We start from the raw sequence: 14,758 nt of genomic DNA, 5'->3' as shown, positions 1-14,758 counted from the left end.
GACAACGTGCAAGACACCCTGCAAACGCTCGTCAGCGGTCTGAGTCTCGGGGCCGTGTACGCCCTGGTCGCGATGGGCTTCTCCCTCGTCTACCGCACGATGGGCCTGGTCAACTTCGCGCACGCGGACATCGCCATGATCGGCGCATACGCCGCGTCCACGTTCTACCTGACGTCGAAACTCCCCTTCGCCGTGGCCATGGTGACCGCCATCGTGGTCACCGGAGCCATCGGCCTGGTCATCGAGCGGGTTCTGCGCCCGCTGGAGAACAAGGACTTCGACCTGATGCTGATCGGCACGATCGGCTTCGGCATCGTGCTCCAGGCGGTCGCCGTCCTCATCTGGGGCACCACCGGCCGCGCCGTCCCCTCACCCCTCCACTCCGCACCCCTGAACATCCTCGGCATCCGAGTACGCACCTACGACCTGCTGGTCATGGCCGTCGCCGCGATTGCCGTCGTCGCCCTGGCCCTCTTCCTGTCACGCACCAAGCGCGGCGCGGCCATGCAGGCGGTCGCGATGGACCACGAGGCGGCCACCGCCGTAGGAATCGACGTGGGCCGCAGCAACGCCCTGGCCTTCGCCATCGGAGCCGGACTGGCCGCCCTCGCGGGCGGCCTGGTCGGCCCCATGCTCTACGTCGACGCATCCCTCGGCGGGGCGCTGGGCATCAAGGGCTTCGCCGCGGCGATGCTCGGCGGTTTCGGCTCGATCCAAGGGGCAGTGGTGGGCGGCATCGCGATCGGCGTCCTCGACTCCTACGCGGCCGGCCACTTCCAGGGCTACTCGGTCCTGGTCACGTTCCTGGTCTTCACCGTGGCGATCATGATCCGGCCCACGGGGATCTTCGGCGAGAGGACGGTCAGCCGCGCATGAAGACCCGCATCGGCACGACAGGCGCGATCATCGTCGCCGCCTGGGTACTCCCCTACGGTCTGGGGAGCTACACCATCCACGTCGTGGACATCGCCCTCCTCTACGCCCTGCTGGCGATCGGGATGGGCCTGGCGATGGGCATCTCCGGCCAGATCAACCTCGCCCAGGTCGCGTTCTTCGGCGTCGGCGCCTACACGGTGGCCATCCTCACCACCCACTACGGGTACGGCTTCTGGGCCGCGGCCCTGCTCGCCGTCCTGGCCACCGTCGTCACCGGTCTGTTCGTCGGCATCCCAGCCCTGCGGATGCAGTCGCACTATCTGGGGATCGTGACCCTCGGTCTCGCCCTGGGATTCATCAACTGGATCACCAACGCCCACATCTCCGGCGGCGCCGACGGCATCTCCGGTGTACCCGGCCCCACGCTGCCGGGCATCGATCTGTCCAGTGAGTACCTCTACTACTACCTGGAAGCCGTGGTCTTCGGCCTCGCGCTCGTCTTCGGCCTCTTCGTCGTCCGAACCTCGCTAGGCCGTCGTCTGCGCGCCATGCGCGACGACTCCCTGGCGGCCGGGGCGATGGGTGCGGAGATCCCATTGCTGCGGATGACAGCCTTCCTCCTGGCCAGTTTCTACGGCGGCCTCGCCGGAGTCCTCTATTCGGGCCTCATCCGCTACGTCGCACCGGAGACGTTCTCCATCGGGAACATGTTCATCCTGCTGGCGATGGTCATCATCGGCGGCCGCCGGTCCCTGGTGGGCTGTGTGGTCGGAGCCATCGGACTGACCCTGGTCCGGGAATGGCTGTCGGACTTCTCCACCTACGCCCAACTCGGCTACGGCATCGTGGTCGTCCTCATGGTCGTGTTCGCGCCGACCGGTCTCGCCGGCATCCCGGCGCGGCTGCGCGGCGTGTACGAGCGTCGGCGCGGCCGGGAGTCCGTCCGCGCCGAACTGCGGCCCTTCACCCCCTACTCCCCCATCGAGCGTTCCGACACCGCGGGCGTGCTGCTGGCAGTGGAAGGCGTCACCAAGCAGTTCCGCGGACTGCGAGCGCTCGATGAGGTGTCCTTTGCCGTGAACGACGGCGAGATCCGAGGGATCGTCGGTCCCAACGGCTCCGGAAAGACGACCCTGTTCAACGTGATCAGCGGCTTCTACCGGGCGACCGCGGGCACGGTCCGCTTTGCCGGCGGCGACACCACCACCACCCGGCCCTACGTCCTGTCGCTGGCCGGGCTGTCCCGTACCTTCCAGAACCTGCGCCTGTTCGGGCAGCTGACCGTCCGCGAGAACATCCTCGTCGCGCTCGACCGCAGCCGCACCCGATCGATCTGGCAGTACGCCGTGTGGCAGCCCGGAGTGTGGGCGCACGAACGTCGGTTGCGGGCACAGGCTGCCGAAGTCCTCGACCGCTTCGGTCTCGCGGACTTCGCGGACGCCGACCCCACGGCACTGCCGTACGGCATCCAGCGCCGCATCGAGATCGCCCGCGCCATGGCGGCCCGGCCCCGGCTGCTGCTGCTCGACGAACCGGCCGCCGGTCTCAACGGCGAGGAGGTGCAGCAGCTCATCCGCATCGTCCGCTCGATCAGGGACAGCGGCACCACCGTGATCCTCATCGAGCACAACATGGGACTGGTGATGTCGCTGTGCGAGGTGGTCACCGTCCTGTCCAGCGGGAACGTCATCGCGGAGGGCACTCCTCAGCAGGTCGTGACCGCACCGGAGGTCATCGAGGCCTACCTCGGCGAGTCCGACCTGGCCGAGCTCGGCATGGACACTCCCGAGGCCGACCAGGCCGACCGTGCGAAGGAGGCGACCTCGTGAAGGTCATCCCCGGCACCACCGCAGAGTGCCTGAGTGTGCAGGAACTGAGCGTGCACTACAGCGGGGTCCAAGCCGTCAGCTCCATCGACTTCACCGTGGAGCCCGGCCAGTCCGTCGGCATCATCGGCGCCAACGGCGCCGGCAAGACCTCCACCCTCAAGGCGCTCATGGGCCTGGTGCCGCGCAGCAGCGGCAGCATCCGTCTCGGCGACAAGGACCTCACCCGGGTCAAGGCCCGCGACATGGTCCGCCACGGCATCGGCTACGTCCCCGAGGGCCGGCACGTCTTCCCGGGGCTGCCCGTCGAGAAGAATCTCCTCCTGGGCGCCTACTCCCGCGCCTGGGACAAGGACACCCACCAGCAACTCGAGGAGATCTACGCCCTCTTCCCCGTGCTGAAGGAGATGCGCGAGCGGATGGCAGGGGCGCTGTCCGGCGGCCAGCAGCAGATGCTCGCCATCGGCCGCGCCCTGATGACCCGGCCGCGCCTGCTGGTGCTGGACGAACCGTCCATGGGCCTGTCGCCGAAGCTCGTCGGCAACATCCTCGACGTGCTGTTGCGGCTGCGCGAGGAAGGACTGAGCCTGCTCCTGGTGGAGCAGAACGCCAAGCTCACCTTCGGGGTGACCAGTCACTGCATCGTGATGGAGAACGGTCGGGTCGCCATGCGCGGCACCTCCGCACAGCTCAGCCACGACCCGCGGGTGCGGGAGGTGTACCTGGGGCTTTGAATACCGCCAAGACCGACACACCGCCAACTCGCCCTGGCCGACGACCGCCACGTGCCCGGGCTGAGGGCCCTGGCCCACGCCGTCCACCTCCACGGCACTCTCATCTGCATGGCACTCAACCACGGAGGGCGCACCACCCACCCGGCCGTCAGCGGACACCAGCCGGTCGCTCCGTCTCCGGTGCCGTGCCAGGTCACCGGCGGCGCTCTCCCCCGGGACGCGGACCGCACGCGGCGCGAGGTACTTACGGCATCCGACGGACCTGCGGACCCCGGTGCTCACGGTCATCGAACGGTCACCGGGGACAGGAACCGGTGGATGAAGTAACCGGTCCGGCGAGACGGCCGTGCCCGTGTGACCCCCTCGCCCGCCCCGGAGGCGCGACGTGTCCTGGGCGCGGTCGGAGCATCCTTGCCACTTCCCGCAGCGCGCCGATCCCTGATATGGATAACGAACCAGTTCGTACATTACTCGTGTGGAGTCCGGATGAACCAGCACTCGTACCTGGTCGGGTTGATTGCGCCGGAGGCCGAGTTCTCGGTCAGCTCCGAACTCCACCGCCGCGAAGCCGAACGCCACCACCTGCGCTACCTGTGCCGGCACCTGGACTGCCAGCGGGACTTCGGCACGCTGCTGGACGACTGCAGGGTCTTCGGGTTCTCGGGACTCGGCGTGGCCGCCTCCATCGATCACCCGGTGGAGGCCCTGGACGGACTGTCCCGGGCAGCCGCCAGAACGGGCACGGTCACCGCGGTCGTCTACGGCGCGGACGGCCGGGCCACCGGCCACGACACCGGCATGGAAGCCTTCACCGCCGCCCTCGCGCGGAGCCTGCCTGGCGCTGCTCTCTCCCGGGTCGTGCAGGTCGGCGCGACAGGTGCCGGCGTGTCGGTCGCCCACGCACTCGCCGAGCGCGGCGTGGAACATCTGACCCTGATCGACACCGACCCGGCCCTGGCCTCAGCCCTGGCCGAGGCCGTGAACCGGCATACGGCGCACCGTCCCGCCACAGCCCATCCGGCCGAGGTTCTCGACCATCACCTCAAGCAGGCCGACGGACTCGTCAACGCCCTCCCACTCACGGAGGAATCCGACCGGTTGGCCCAGGTGCTCACCGAGTCGCTGCGCAGCGACCTGTGGATCTGCGACCTTGACCACCACCCTGGCCCCGGATCGCTCGCGCCGGCGGCACGGGCCCTGGGGTGCCCGGTGCTGCAGGGCGGGAGCATGCTGGTCCATGCGGCAGCGCGTAACTTCCAACTCGTCACGGGCCGACAGGCGCACACCTCACACATGCTCGGGGACTTCGCCGACCTGACGGCCGAACCGGCCGCTCACAGTTGAAGCCGGACCTGCGATGCGCAGGAGCAACGCTTCAGTCACGCGGCCGCGTACTCGACCGCGCACGAACCAAGGCAATGCCCCGCGTTGCCCGACTCCTCACCAGCCAACAGGGGCGGCCACGGTCGCCGTACGGCCAGATCATCCGCGTACGCGCTCAAGACGCTGCTTCTTGCGGTGTGATGGTTCGTTGAACCATGCACGACGGACCTGGTTGAGCGGTTGGTGCCGGACGAGTTGTGGGTGCTGTTCCGGCGGGTGATGCCGCCGACGGAGGTGAAACGCCCGCAGGGTGGTGACCGGCGACGGGCCGGGGACTATCACCGCTCAACAGCTGAGCCAGCTCAAGCTTGCTGTGTCGGTGGCAACGCATAAGGTGCGCGCAACGTCTCCAAGGAGGAGGTCCCGTGGGATTTTCGGGTCACCTGGTCTTTGCCCGTAGCAAGCGTCCGCTGCTGGAAGCACCCGTGTTCGACAGTATCCATCAGGAGCTGAAGGACACTGTGCATTCATGGTCGCCCCGACCGGGCGGTTGGCAGACCCTCCAGTTCGATCACGGACTATGGGAGGACGACTGCCTGTCTCCCCTGGTCGGATGGACCGGTGCACCGGCCTGCGTCGCAGACGTCTCCGACAGTGACATCGCCCTCGTGACCGGGCTGGGAACCAATGGGCAGCGTTGGCAGGCGTGGCTCAACCTGGATATCGCTGCGGCACTCCTCACGGAGCAACCGGAGGATCTGGACGACGTGAGCCTGTGGGTGGGTACACCCGCGTTCAACGAGGCGGTGAGGCACAAGCGCGCGGAGCTCGACGTGAATGTTCCTGCCGACGCTGAAGGCGCCCTCGTTTGGGCTGCATCGGCTGGCATCCCAGCCACAGCGCAGCAGCCCCGCATCGAAGAACTACTGCGCTCGCGGGAGATCTTCGCTGAGGACCTCTTCCGCGCGCTGCTGGACGAGTTGGGCTTTCCCCAGGCCGCCCAGCCCTCACCCGAGCCATAAGAAGCGACGTCTTTGTGATCCAGGAGAGCGCACGGGGCTCAAGGCTGAGTCAACGACATTGAGCAGCGGCTGAGTTCGGAGTGATACATCGAAGAGCCGCAGCGGCTCAGGTGCGGCTCTTCGATGTACCCGGCCTCAGTTCACGCCGAGCCCGGAACAATTCGTGCGCGCAATGCCAGATATTCGCTCATGCCGGGCATTGCGGTGTGGCCGATCCTGCAAGCGGGTAGCGCGACCTGCACCCGTCAGACAGGAGACGGATTCCGCCGGTGGTCGTGGTCCTCTCTCATGCCAGTGCGAACTTCTGGGCGGCGGAGCTGTTGCAGTCCCAGATCTGCAGCCGTGTGCCGTTCGCGGTGGCGCCCGACGGTGAGTCGATGCACCGGCCGGTGGTCGGGTTGGACATCGAGCCGTCGGCGTTGGCGACCCAGTTCTGGTAGCCGCCGCCGTTGCAGGTGGCGAGTTGGAGCTGGGTGCCGTTGGCGTTGGCGCCGCCTGCGATGTCCAGGCACTTGCCCAGCGTGCGCAGGGTCTGGCCGTTCCAGGTCCACTTCTGGTCGAGCGAGGTCGCCTGCTGGCAGTCCCAGAGCTGGACCGCGGTGCCGTCACCACCGGTGTCGTCACCCGCCACGTCCACGCACTTGCCGCCCGGTCCGTAGATCGGGGTGCCGATGGCGAAGTTCTGAGCGCCGGAGCTGTTGCAGTCCCAGATCTGCAGCCGTGTGCCGTTCGCGGTGGCGCCCGAGGGTGAGTCGATGCACCGGCCGCTGGCCGGGTTCCGCAGCGAGCCGTCGCTCTGTCGCACCCATGCCTGATAGCCGCCGCTGTTGCAGGTGGCGAGCTGCAGCTTCGTACCCCCGGCGCTGTTGCCGCCGGCTATGTCCAGGCACTTGCCGAGGGTCTGGAGGGTCTGGCCGCTCCAGGTCCAGTGCTGGTCCTTCGCCGCCGACTGACAGTCCCACAGCTGTACTGCGGTGCCGTCACCGCCGGTGTCGTCACCCGCCACATCGACGCACTTGCCGCCGGGTCCGGTGATCGTCTGTCCGGTCGTCGAACCGCCGCCGCCTCCGCCGCCGGAGCCGGCGCCCTTGTTGTACACGGCCACCGAGTCGACGACGAGCTTGCCGCCGGAGACCGTCGACGCGTTCGGGCCCCCGCCGAAGGCGTCCGGGAAGCCGCCGCCGATCGCCAGGTCGTAGATGATGAAGAAGGGGTGGTCGACCGCGTCGGCCCAGGTCGTCGCGTCCACCTGGTTGGCGTTGACGGTGAAGAAGTTGTTCCCGTCGAGGTAGAACCTGATCTGCTCCGGCGACACCGAGCGGTCGATCTCCGCCGCGTAGTCGTGGAAGCCGGTTTGGCAGCCGGCGCAGGCGCGTTCGCCCGAGCCGATGCCGGTGGACTCGTTGCACGGTCCGCCCGGGTTCACACCGCAGTGGAGGGTGCTGAAATCGGAGCTGCGGCCGTTGATGTCCTCCATGATGTCGATCTCGCCGGACTTCGGCCAGGTCACACCGTCGCGCAGCGGCGCGCCGAGCATCCAGAACGCCGGCCAGTAGCCCGCGCCGTTGGCGGTGGTGACGTTGGGCTGCTGGAGGACGGACTCGATGCGTACGACTCCCCCGGCCGGGGCGCCGAAGGCCGCCGACTGGGTCTCCACGCGTCCGGAGGTCCATCCGCCCCGCGGGTCGGAACCGGAGTGCTGCGCTTGGAGCACCAGATGCCCCTGGCCGTCGTAGTAGACGTTCGAGGTGCTGTTGGTCATGGTTTCGATCTCACCGGTACCGAAATTGCTGCCAGGCCCCGTGTCGTACTTCCACAGGCTCTGGTCGATGCCGGTGCCGGACGCGCCGTTGAAGTCGTCGCTCCAGGTGAGCGTGAAGCCGGACGGCGTCGGAGGCACTGCCGCCTCGGCGTTCAGCGTCCCGGTGACGGTGGCCGCCAGCGTCATGACGGCGACGGGAATCAGCGTCAGCGCGCTCTTCCATCCGCGGCGCCGCGGTCTTGCAGAGGATAATTGCATGGGTCGGACCTCCGGGGAGAAGGCGTGATCGTGCTTGTCCGCTACGTGCCCTGCTGCTCACCGCCAACGGTGAGCAGCGAACGCGCGCTTGGGGATGTGGATGACGACGAGCAGGGCGGAGACCGGCGCCTGAGTTGCCATGGACAGTCAGGCCCCGCAATGGGCGGTCGGGCTTCCGTCTCCTTGTCGAGCGGACGCACTGTCAACGCAGGTGACGGCTGGCGGGTGTTGAGCCGTGTGGAGTTCTGTGCGGGGGCGACGCTATTGGACCGGACCAATGCCGTCAAGGCTCCGCAACGGACCTCGGCATGGAAGGATCGATCTTCATGGATCGTCGGGATCGACGTGAATCCCCTGGCCCTGGCGGCACGTTGGACGATTTCTGATGTGATGCGCCAGAAATCATGAGGTTGGTACTGCAACGGTGCTCGCCGCGACGGGTGGCCAGCTCAGTCGTTGATGCGGTCATGGGTGGGGACCTTGCTGATGTCAGGTCATGGGCGGGTGAACTCGGCTCCTCTACGGAAGCGACTACTGCTGCACCCCTGCCGCAGGCACCACCGCACAGATCGCCTCCATCGACCACGCACTCCAGCCCCACGGCGACACCTGGCGTGACCTGACCACACGCAACGCCAAGCGCCTCTTCACCCGACTCACTCCGCTCCCGTAGCCGGGCCAACGCCTCGCCGATCTCATCGTCCGCGACCGAGATCAGCGGCCGGCCCACTCCTTTGGAACACTGCTGCCGTAAACACCTGCAACTCCCGCCGGGCACTCGGCACCCCTTGTCCGCACCGGGGCCCGGTTCGAGAACGGCGGCCTGGTTGAGCGCCAGGATCTGCTCGCGTGACATGAAAAAGCGGCCGCGCAGGTCAAGGGCAGCGATGCGACACTGCCCCTATCACCAGGCCAGAGCCCTCCCAACTCGACTATCTACGGGAGATCAAACGGCTCGCCAAGGCAGTCACCTCCGCAGCCGGTGGCGAGCATCGGTACGCCGACGACTCAGAGGATGAGGGGCCGCTCCAACGCAGTGTGAACGCTCTGGGAACTGGTTGGGCGTCGATCCTCTCCCCCTACGGCAAGACGTAACTCGACCCCAACGGACAACCCTGATCCACAGGTGCCGAGCCGAGGCTCACCCTGGCGAACTTCCCCCTTGAGCCGGCGGTTCTCCGGATCGTCTCGTATTCCAGCCGTAGCGCGTGATCTTCGTAGCCGGGCTCCTGCGGTGGCGCCGGGGCCAAGCCGACGCCGTGTCCGGTGACCGGCTGTCTTGCCGCACATGCAGGCAGTGACTGACATGGACCATCGGTAGGGTGCGGTCATGCAGCTCCGGTACAACTTCCGCATCAGCCCGACGCCGGGGCAGTGCACCGCGCTGGCCCGGGCGTTCGGCTGTGTGCGGGTGGTGTACAACGACGCCCTGCGAATCCGCGAGGATGCCCGCGAGGCCGGGCTGCCGTCCAAGCGGCTCACCGCGTCGAAGAAGACCGAGCCCCGGGCCTGGCTCGGCGAGGTGTCGTCGGTGGTCCTCCAGCAGTCCCTCCGGGACCTGGATACCGCGTACAAGAACTTCTTCGACGGTCTCAAGGGCAAGCGCCCTCGCATCGGCGCACCCCGCTTCAAGTCCAGGCGCGACAACCGGCAGACGATCCGCTTCACCGCCAACGCCGGCTGGAAGATCACACCAGGTGGCCGTCTGCGCCTGCCCAAGATCGGCGACATCCCGGTGAAATGGTCCCGGTCTCTGCCCTCCACGCCGTCCACGGTGACCGTGGCCAAGGACGCGGCGGGCCGGTACTTCGCGAGCTTTGTCGTGGAGACCGACCCGGCCGCCGACCTGGACCGCATGCCGGCGACCGCCGACGAGGTGGGCATCGACCTCGGCCTCACCTACTTCGCGGTCCTCTGCGACGGCCGCAAGGTGAGCGCGCCGAAGTTCTTCCGCCGCGCCGAGCGCAAGCTGAGGAAGGCGCAGCGGAACCTCGCCCGCAAAACGAAGGGCTCGAACAACCGCAGGAAAGCCGTCGTCAAGGTCGCCCGCGCTCACGCGCACGCGGCGAACGCACGCAGGGACTTCCACCACAGGCTGTCCACGACGATCGTCCGCGAGAACCAAGCGGTGTACGTCGAGGACCTCGCGGTGAAGAGTCTCGCCCGCACGCGCCTGGCCAAGTCGGTGCACGACGCCGGATGGTCGGCGTTCGTGAGCATGCTGGAGTACAAGACGGCACGGTACGGGCGGGTGTTCGCCCGCGTGGACCGGTTCTTCCCGTCCTCCCGGCTCTGCTCCGCCTGCGGCTTCAAGGACGGCCCCAAGCCGCTGAACGTCCCCGAGTGGACGTGTCAGGGCTGCGGGACGGTCCACGACCGCGACGTGAACGCCGCGGTCAACATCAGGACCGAAGGACGCAAGGTCGCCGCCGGACAGGTGGAGACCGTAAACGGCAGTGGAGCGCAGGTAAGCCCGGGATCCGTCCCGGCACCGCGCGATGAAGCAGCAACCCGCCGAGACGGTCAGCCGACCGTAGTAGGAATCCTGGCCCTTTAGGGCCGGGAGGATGTCAAACGCTTCTCGTGGTCAGCGGGCGGGCCCATACGAGGAACCATGTGGTTCGATGGGCGTGCCACGTGCGACTGCCTGAACCCACTGCTCAACGATGACCGGCAAGCGGCGACATTCGCGGAGTGGTACCTGGACTGGCTCGGCCACGAGGAGTCGCTGACGACACCCGAACAGCGTCGTACCGCTTCCGAGAGCTGGCACGCGGGCGTAGCCAGGCCCATCTGGTTTCGCTGGTTCAACTCGTAGAGTCCAGGACTCATGGTGGTCCAGGACTTCATGGTGGCCGGCACCCCCATCTCACCGGTGGAGACTGGCGACGGGCACGGGACTGGCCACCGCTGATCATCGGTTTGTGCAGACCAACGATCTCGCCGTGGCCGCGGGTGACGCCCAGGTCGCCGCCTACCCGGTCTGCGCAGGAGAGCGGGGACCTGCGGTGGTGGACCGGGAACTCCACGTTCCCCGCTCGTGGGACACCGACCACGACCTCTGCCGGAGGAACGCGCATCGGCAACGTCCTCGCGGGGGCCCCGCTCACAGGGCAGCACGCCTGGAGGCGGGCGGTGATCCGCTGCCGCAGGTGACGGCGGCGGAGGCTTCACCAGACCGGGCGGCGGGCCATCGCGATGCAGTGGGGTGAACAGGAGGAATTCCCGGTTTGTGCCAGGTTGTGTACGGCGAGACTGAGGCCATGACCACCTCGGAAACCACCCTCGCCGAGAACAAGGACCTTGTGCGCGCGTTCATCGACGCGCTGTTCACCAAGGGCGACCTCGGCGCGGTCGACGAGTACCTCGCCGAGGACTTCGTCGATCACGACCCTCCGTTCAACGGGCCCGCCGACCGTGAAGGCTTCCGCTCCGCCGCCGCGTTGTTCCGGGAGGCATGTCCCGACTGGCGCAGCGATCCGCACCTGATGATTGCCGAGGGCGACCTGGTCGTCGAGCACTTCACCGCCGGCGGGACGCAACGCGGTGAACTGCTCGGAGTGCCGGCCCCGGCCGAAGGCCGTTCCCTGACCCTGCACGGAACCAACATCTTCAGGATCCGGGGCGGACGCATCGTCGAGCGGTGGGGCCGACCCGACGAACTCGGCATCCTGCGCCAACTGGGGATCGTCCCATCGCAGACGTAGCGTCGAAGGCACGGCGGCGGGCCTCGTCACACCCTCGGCGGCGCTCACCGCCAGCCTTCCGCCTAGTACTCCAGCAGGATTTCGCTGTCTGACCTGGTCTTTCGCCGGGTGGCGGGAGTGTAGCGGGACTTCGGTCGTGCGGGGGCGGTCTCACGGAGACCGCCCCTCGATCGTGCGACAACGCCGCAGGTAGTGACAGCGGCGGGCGACTGCTTGGCGTCGGCGGCGCCAGTTCGACCAGCTCAGCGCGTGGTGTCGTCCGCGGTGTCCGCTCAGGTGCGGGGGTCGGGCACGACAAGCTGCCAGGAGTCGCCGAACCTCCGCCACTGTGAGCCCGACGGCCCCGGTTGTCTCACCTGTTCCGCCCCCTTTTCCCAGGGCTGGTATGCCGTGGCGGACAGGAAGGCGTGCGCCAGCATGGCCAAAGTGATGTGCCGATACCAGCCCACGTAGCGGCGGACTTCGTACTGGTCCAGGCCACATTCGTTCTTCGCGGCCTGGAAGCACTCCTCGATCGCCCAGCGTGTGCCGGCGACCCGCACCAGCTCCTGGACGGTGACCTGAAGCGGTGCGTAGGCGAGGTAGTAGGCGATCTCGTCGGGCTTGCTGATGCTGCGCCGGGCCAGTGCCCATCGCATTCGATGGGGGACCTCGCCCTGATAGTCGAACTCGGCGACGGCCGGCAGCCGTACTGCTGCCCAGTGGTAGACGCGGGGCCCCTTCGCGCCGTTGCCGCATGAGATCTTCTCCCACGCCTCGTCCGGGGCCTGCGCGAACAGACCCTCGATCCGTGAACAGCCCACGCTGAACTGCGACTTGGGCACAGCCAGCACGTAGCCGACACCCGACTGTTCCAGCAGCCGACGGAATCGGTTGTCCTGACCGTAGGCGGAATCCGCGGTGACCCACGCGATGGGCAGCGGTGAGGCGAGGGCCCGCAGCACCATATGCCGGGCCAGTTCGCCCTTGGTGGCGAACTCCCGCTCGTCGGGGACCCTTGCGGTGCGGCAGCGTTCCCGGTCCTCGGTCCACGACTTCGGGAGGTAGAGCTCACGGTCGACCAGAGCCCGGCCACGGGCCGAGGCGTAGGCGCCGAAGACGCCGATCTGACAGTTCTCGGTGCGGCCGGCGGTTCCGGAGTACTGGCGCTGGACCCCGGCGGAGGTACTGCCCTTCTTGATGAACCCGGTGTCGTCGATGATCAGCACGCCGTCGTTCTCGCCGAGCTTGTCGGCGACGTATTCCTGCAGGTCGTCGCGAATGTCATCGGGCTCCCACTTCGCTCCGGCGAGGAGGTGCTGCAGGCCGTCGGGCGTGCGGTGGCCAGCCTGCTCGGCCAACTGCCAGCTGTTCTTGCGGGCCACCGGGGCGAGCAGCCCACGTACGTAGTCGCGCATGCGGCGACGAAGCTCGACTCGGCCGAAGCGGTGCCCGATAGTCAGGAAGAGATCGTCCAGTTCGAGGTCCCACTGCGCGGCGGCATACTCGGTGATCACCCTCGGAGGCTGCCCCGCCGCTGTCACTACCTGCAGCGTTGTCACATGATCGAGGGGCGGTCTCCGTGAGACCGCCCCCGCACGACCGAAGTCCCGCTACACTCCCGCCACCCGGCGAAAGACCAGGTCAGACAGCGAAATCCTGCTGGAGTACTAGTGCCAGTGCGACCAACCGGTCCACCGGCCGCTCCGCCAGCGTGGGCACCGTGTCGTGCGCCCACAGCGCGGTATGACCAGTTCATCGCGTCAGATCACCCAACCATGATCCACTGACCGAGATCGCGCAGATGGGGATCTCCCGCTCACGGCAGCAGCGCATTCGCCGGCTGCGATCCGTGCCCGCCGAGATAGAGCTTCATGGCGCACTGGTCTTCGGCCTCGATGAACACCTGTTGCCCCCAATGAGCACTGAGACGGTGCGCGACATCGACCAGTCGGCGGCGTTCCTCCGGCGAGTATGCGGGGAACCGTACCCAGCCTCGTTCGGCGATGATGTTGCCGAGATCGCTGAACAACACCGCCCGAGCGCGCTGCTCTTCCTCCGCCGTCAGGGGCGTGGATCCGCCCTCCTCGGGATGTACCCGGACGTTGTACAGGTCTCGGATCACTGACTTCTCGCAATTCGGCCGGGCTGTTTCCGGGGAGACTAAGCGGGGCGGTCATCCAGCCTGACCGCCCAGAGCGATTCGTCGTAGCTGCCGGCGGCGTCCAGGCCGAACTCGGCCTCCCCCAGCACCTCAGTACCCGCTTCGCCGTAGAGGACTACGGACAAAGGCTGGTTGAGGAGGAGCTTCTGGCGGCGGATGTCAGCAAGGCTCCTGTCCTGGCAGAGGAGGACTCGACCCATCGCATCCCGCAGCGTGAAGTCGGCCCAGATCCGAGGTAGGGAGGCATCGGCGACGTACGAGATGATCGTTCCGCTCTCGCCATCCCGGTGAAGCCGTCCGCAGTTGCCACAGACGTACAGCGACGAGAAGGACGCTTCAACGGCACGCTGCCGTTCAGGGGTGCCGAGATCGACGGAAGCAGGCCAGGCCATCTGGTCGAAGAGCTCATCCGGGACGAGCCGGAACTGCTGCCCCGGGTTGTGAGACCCGCTGAAGATGTTGCCGCATCCACACTTGAAGCCACCCATGTCCCTCCACCTTCGACGCGTTTCTATCAGGTCAACGCCGGGTTCGGCATGGAACTTGCCCACGGCCCGTTCGACGGGAGCGGCTCGATCAGCACTCACTGGTCGTGATCCATGCCATCCCCCGCAGTCCTTGTGCGCGACCTTGCCGTCGGTCTTGGTACCGGCGGTCATCGCCTTTCAGTGTGTCTTGTGACCGAGGGGACGCTGGGAGCAAGATGACCACGTGAATGACTGGATGCGCGCCCGGAACGGTTGGACGATCCTTCTGATGTTCTGGGGGCTCACGCTGACCGGCGGGCTGCTCGGGGAAGCAGTGTCCCGGATGCTCTTCGAGCAGCACCCCGCGGCATCTGTCACCTCGAACCTGCCTTGGCTGGTGGGCGGCTCCCTGTTCGTCGCCCTCAGCGGCACCTTCGGTGTTCTGCGGCGGCGTCGGCGGCAAGGCTGACGAGCGCCGGCATTGCCGGCGCCGGCACCAACAATGCCGGTCCCGGCCGTCGGGGATGCGGAGAAGGTGTCCCACTCGCAAGGTGTCGCGCTCCGTCAGGCAGTTCGACCTGCGCCCCCTTCCTCTATCCTTGGGATGACATCAACTACCGCATGACATCTGCCCGGTGAC

13 protein-coding genes are annotated in these 14,758 nt (G+C 67.5%); 9 read left to right on the top strand and 4 right to left on the bottom strand.

Going from position 1 to position 14,758, the window contains the following annotated elements; all coding sequences use genetic code 11:
* The first annotated feature begins 6 nt into the window (after positions 1 to 6).
* The 5 genes from OHT01_RS39290 (at position 7) to OHT01_RS39265 (ending at position 5,781) form a co-directional block, all read left to right on the top strand.
* Positions 7 to 876 carry a branched-chain amino acid ABC transporter permease gene (locus OHT01_RS39290; protein ID WP_328557891.1) on the top strand — a complete coding sequence of 290 codons (870 nt, stop codon included), beginning with the start codon at positions 7 to 9 and terminating at the stop codon, positions 874 to 876.
* The gene (locus OHT01_RS39285) at positions 873 to 2,705 is read left to right on the top strand and encodes a branched-chain amino acid ABC transporter ATP-binding protein/permease (protein ID WP_328557890.1); all 1,833 of its coding nucleotides are present in this window, start codon (positions 873 to 875) and stop codon (positions 2,703 to 2,705) included. The genes OHT01_RS39290 and OHT01_RS39285 overlap by 4 nt, the downstream gene beginning before the upstream one ends.
* Positions 2,702 to 3,436, top strand: a complete 735-nt coding sequence (locus OHT01_RS39280; protein ID WP_328557889.1) for an ABC transporter ATP-binding protein — start codon at positions 2,702 to 2,704, stop codon at positions 3,434 to 3,436. The genes OHT01_RS39285 and OHT01_RS39280 overlap by 4 nt, the downstream gene beginning before the upstream one ends.
* A 486-nt stretch (positions 3,437 to 3,922) precedes the next feature.
* Complete coding sequence (locus tag OHT01_RS39275; RefSeq protein ID WP_328557888.1) at positions 3,923 to 4,780, top strand: shikimate dehydrogenase; 858 nt, start codon at positions 3,923 to 3,925, stop codon at positions 4,778 to 4,780.
* Between the two features lie 404 nt (positions 4,781 to 5,184).
* On the top strand, positions 5,185 to 5,781 hold the full coding sequence (locus OHT01_RS39265; RefSeq protein ID WP_328557887.1) for a hypothetical protein: 597 nt from the start codon (positions 5,185 to 5,187) through the stop codon (positions 5,779 to 5,781).
* Between the two features lie 286 nt (positions 5,782 to 6,067).
* Here OHT01_RS39265 and OHT01_RS39260 read toward each other — a convergent pair whose 3' ends face one another.
* Complete coding sequence (locus OHT01_RS39260; protein WP_328557886.1) at positions 6,068 to 7,729, bottom strand: ricin-type beta-trefoil lectin domain protein; 1,662 nt, start codon at positions 7,727 to 7,729, stop codon at positions 6,068 to 6,070.
* A gap of 96 nt (positions 7,730 to 7,825) precedes the next feature.
* Here OHT01_RS39260 and OHT01_RS39255 point away from each other — a divergent pair, with 96 nt between their 5' ends.
* The 3 genes from OHT01_RS39255 to OHT01_RS39245 all read left to right on the top strand — a co-directional run bounded on the left by OHT01_RS39255 (position 7,826) and on the right by OHT01_RS39245 (position 11,508).
* Positions 7,826 to 8,209 (top strand): hypothetical protein, encoded by a 384-nt coding sequence (locus OHT01_RS39255; protein WP_328557885.1) that lies wholly within the window; start codon positions 7,826 to 7,828, stop codon positions 8,207 to 8,209.
* A gap of 922 nt (positions 8,210 to 9,131) precedes the next feature.
* Positions 9,132 to 10,358: an RNA-guided endonuclease InsQ/TnpB family protein gene (locus tag OHT01_RS39250; RefSeq protein WP_328557884.1), complete on the top strand. Its 1,227-nt coding sequence runs from the start codon at positions 9,132 to 9,134 to the stop codon at positions 10,356 to 10,358.
* A gap of 706 nt (positions 10,359 to 11,064) precedes the next feature.
* Complete coding sequence (locus OHT01_RS39245; RefSeq protein ID WP_328557883.1) at positions 11,065 to 11,508, top strand: ester cyclase; 444 nt, start codon at positions 11,065 to 11,067, stop codon at positions 11,506 to 11,508.
* A 272-nt stretch (positions 11,509 to 11,780) separates the two neighbouring features.
* On the opposite strand, the gene OHT01_RS39240 is transcribed toward OHT01_RS39245, so the two are convergent.
* From OHT01_RS39240 to OHT01_RS39230, 3 genes are all read right to left on the bottom strand, one after another.
* Positions 11,781 to 13,004 carry an IS701 family transposase gene (locus OHT01_RS39240; protein ID WP_443043340.1) on the bottom strand — a complete coding sequence of 408 codons (1,224 nt, stop codon included), beginning with the start codon at positions 13,002 to 13,004 and terminating at the stop codon, positions 11,781 to 11,783.
* Positions 13,005 to 13,306: 302 nt separating this feature from the next.
* Positions 13,307 to 13,612 carry a hypothetical protein gene (locus tag OHT01_RS39235; protein ID WP_328557882.1) on the bottom strand — a complete coding sequence of 102 codons (306 nt, stop codon included), beginning with the start codon at positions 13,610 to 13,612 and terminating at the stop codon, positions 13,307 to 13,309.
* 38 nt (positions 13,613 to 13,650) lie between these two features.
* Positions 13,651 to 14,139, bottom strand: a complete 489-nt coding sequence (locus OHT01_RS39230; protein WP_328557881.1) for a hypothetical protein — start codon at positions 14,137 to 14,139, stop codon at positions 13,651 to 13,653.
* A gap of 223 nt (positions 14,140 to 14,362) precedes the next feature.
* Here OHT01_RS39230 and OHT01_RS39225 point away from each other — a divergent pair, with 223 nt between their 5' ends.
* Positions 14,363 to 14,587, top strand: coding sequence for a hypothetical protein (locus OHT01_RS39225; protein WP_328557880.1), 225 nt, complete (start codon positions 14,363 to 14,365; stop codon positions 14,585 to 14,587).
* Positions 14,588 to 14,758 lie beyond the last annotated feature (171 nt).

This window comes from Streptomyces sp. NBC_00358 (genome assembly GCF_036099295.1).
In the GTDB taxonomy this organism is placed as follows: Bacteria; Actinomycetota; Actinomycetes; order Streptomycetales; family Streptomycetaceae; genus Streptomyces.
Note: the sequence above shows the minus strand (reverse complement) of the source record. Positions and strands in the feature narration are given on the sequence as shown.